2 protein-coding genes are annotated in these 1,919 nt (G+C 60.3%); both read right to left on the bottom strand.

What is annotated here, in order from left to right; genetic code table 11:
• Positions 1-521: hypothetical protein (locus IK083_08805; protein MBR4749651.1), on the bottom strand; the 521-nt coding region annotated here is incomplete at its 3' end.
• A 21-nt stretch (positions 522-542) separates the two neighbouring features.
• Positions 543-1,805: a hypothetical protein gene (locus IK083_08800; GenBank protein ID MBR4749650.1), complete on the bottom strand. Its 1,263-nt coding sequence runs from the start codon at positions 1,803-1,805 to the stop codon at positions 543-545.
• Positions 1,806-1,919 lie beyond the last annotated feature (114 nt).

Here is a 1,919-nt window from a genome sequence, read left to right as displayed (position 1 = left end):
TCTGTTACTACTTCTGCCTTTGTCTCCGGTGCCGTTTCGACCTCTGTCTTCGGCTCAGCCTCGGCTTTCGCCTTCTTCCGCCTATTCCTCCGGCTCAGCTGCCTTTTCCTGGTCACAAACCAGTTCACCAGCATCATCACCACCGAGTAGAGGGCCAGCAGCAGCACCACGCCCATAAAGGCGTCGGTGTGCAGGGGTCCTTTGCCCAGGGCCGATATGAGGAACGCCAGAAAGAACGCAAAGAGCATGACCGCTTCATTGATCAGGCAGGCCAGCGCGTCCAGAGGGATGACCCCCGTCCTTTCGAACGAAAAGACAAAGGGCACCAGCCACAGCATCACGCACGCGGTCACGGCGCAGACGACCCGGGTGCCTTTGATGTCCGGGAAGGCGGTCACGGCGAGAAACCACAGCCAGAGGACCAGGATGGGCGCCGCCGCCAGCAGCAGCCATATGACAAAGTGGCGGACAATACTGCCAAAGGACCAGTCAAAGGGCTCTATATCATTGTTTGCGGGCATGGGTATCACCTCCTTCGGCGCTTATTCCGGCCTGATCCACATCATGGGGCGCACTCCCACGGTGGGGGCGTTGGCATAGACGGGCTGGTGAAAGCCCTCGTGGTTTATGCACGAACAGGCCTGGATCACATTGCCTGTCATTCTTGTCCACCACAAGGCGTTTTCGCTGCCCTCAAAGAGATAGATCCCCGCTGCTTTGGCGTGGGCGGTGGGGACGCAGACTCTCTTTCGCATATTGATGCCAAAGATGACGTTTGCCTCCTCCTCGCAGGGGATGAACACCTTGTCCCGGACCGCGGTGTTCCGGACGTCGTGCACGGCGGAGGTGAGGATGCGCCGCTTTTCACTGTCGGAAAAGGCCTTGTCAAAGAATTCGCCGTTCAGCCACGCTCTCAGGGAGGACCCGCTCCAGCTGTCGGCCACGTCTTTGCCGTCGCAAAAGGCCCTGGAGTCCAGCGCGTATTTGCTGATCACGCACAGGGCCCGGCTGCCCAGCCTCTCCACTATCAGCCACTCCACGGGCTCGGGGGTCTCTCCGCTTTGGGGCCAGGAGCCCAGGATGACGGCGCCGCCGGAGTGGGGCAGGGGGTTGTCCGAGGCGAGCCCCCGCAGGTAGGCGTTGCGGGTGCCGGAGTCCAGGTCCGCAGGCAGCGTGTAGGTGGTGTCGGGCACCTCCATGCGGGCCCTGATGTTTTCTTCCTCGCGCTTTATCCGATCGGCCTCCGCCTTCTCCCGCATCTTTCGTTTCTGCTCCTCTACGAACTGATCAAAGAGGCGGACCTCCCGGACGGCCTCCCGGTATTCACCAAAGCTCTTCTGCATGGGGTCGGCGTCGGGCGGCAATGGCATGCTGAAGCCCGTCAAAGGCTCAGTATTGTCCAGAGGAAGATCGCAGGCCCGCAGAAATTCCCACAGGCTTTCTTTGCCCGTCTTCGCTCTGAACTTTTTTGCGGACTGAAACGCCCCCGGAGATACGGCCCGGCGGTCATGGGTCCTTGCGTAGTCATGAAGCATCTCCCACAGGCCCGGAGCGCCCTTCACCATCCCGCGGGGGAATGCGCTGTCGATCCTTTTTGGGGCGATATACTGATGCGCAGAGGGCATAGGCCCACCGGAGGTCACGGGAGCGCCGTAGGACAAGGGACTGCCGACAGGCCGCTCGGCAACGGGCTCGCTTACGCACGAGACGATCCGGTGCGCATCGGCATCTCTCTTCGCCATATACAGCCGCAAGCCAATGGCAGCCACGCAGATGATGATGAGTATGGATATCAGCTTGTTCATATCATTTCTCCATGGACGATGGAAATCCGGTATTATTATAGCACATTTCCGCGAGCCCTCCCTCGTCATCCCGGCCTTGTCCCGTTCAAACACAACGTCACTTCGGCGGTGAGG

Source organism: Abditibacteriota bacterium (assembly GCA_017552965.1).
In the GTDB taxonomy this organism is placed as follows: Bacteria; Armatimonadota; UBA5829; order UBA5829; family UBA5829; genus RGIG7931.
Note: the sequence above shows the minus strand (reverse complement) of the source record. Positions and strands in the feature narration are given on the sequence as shown.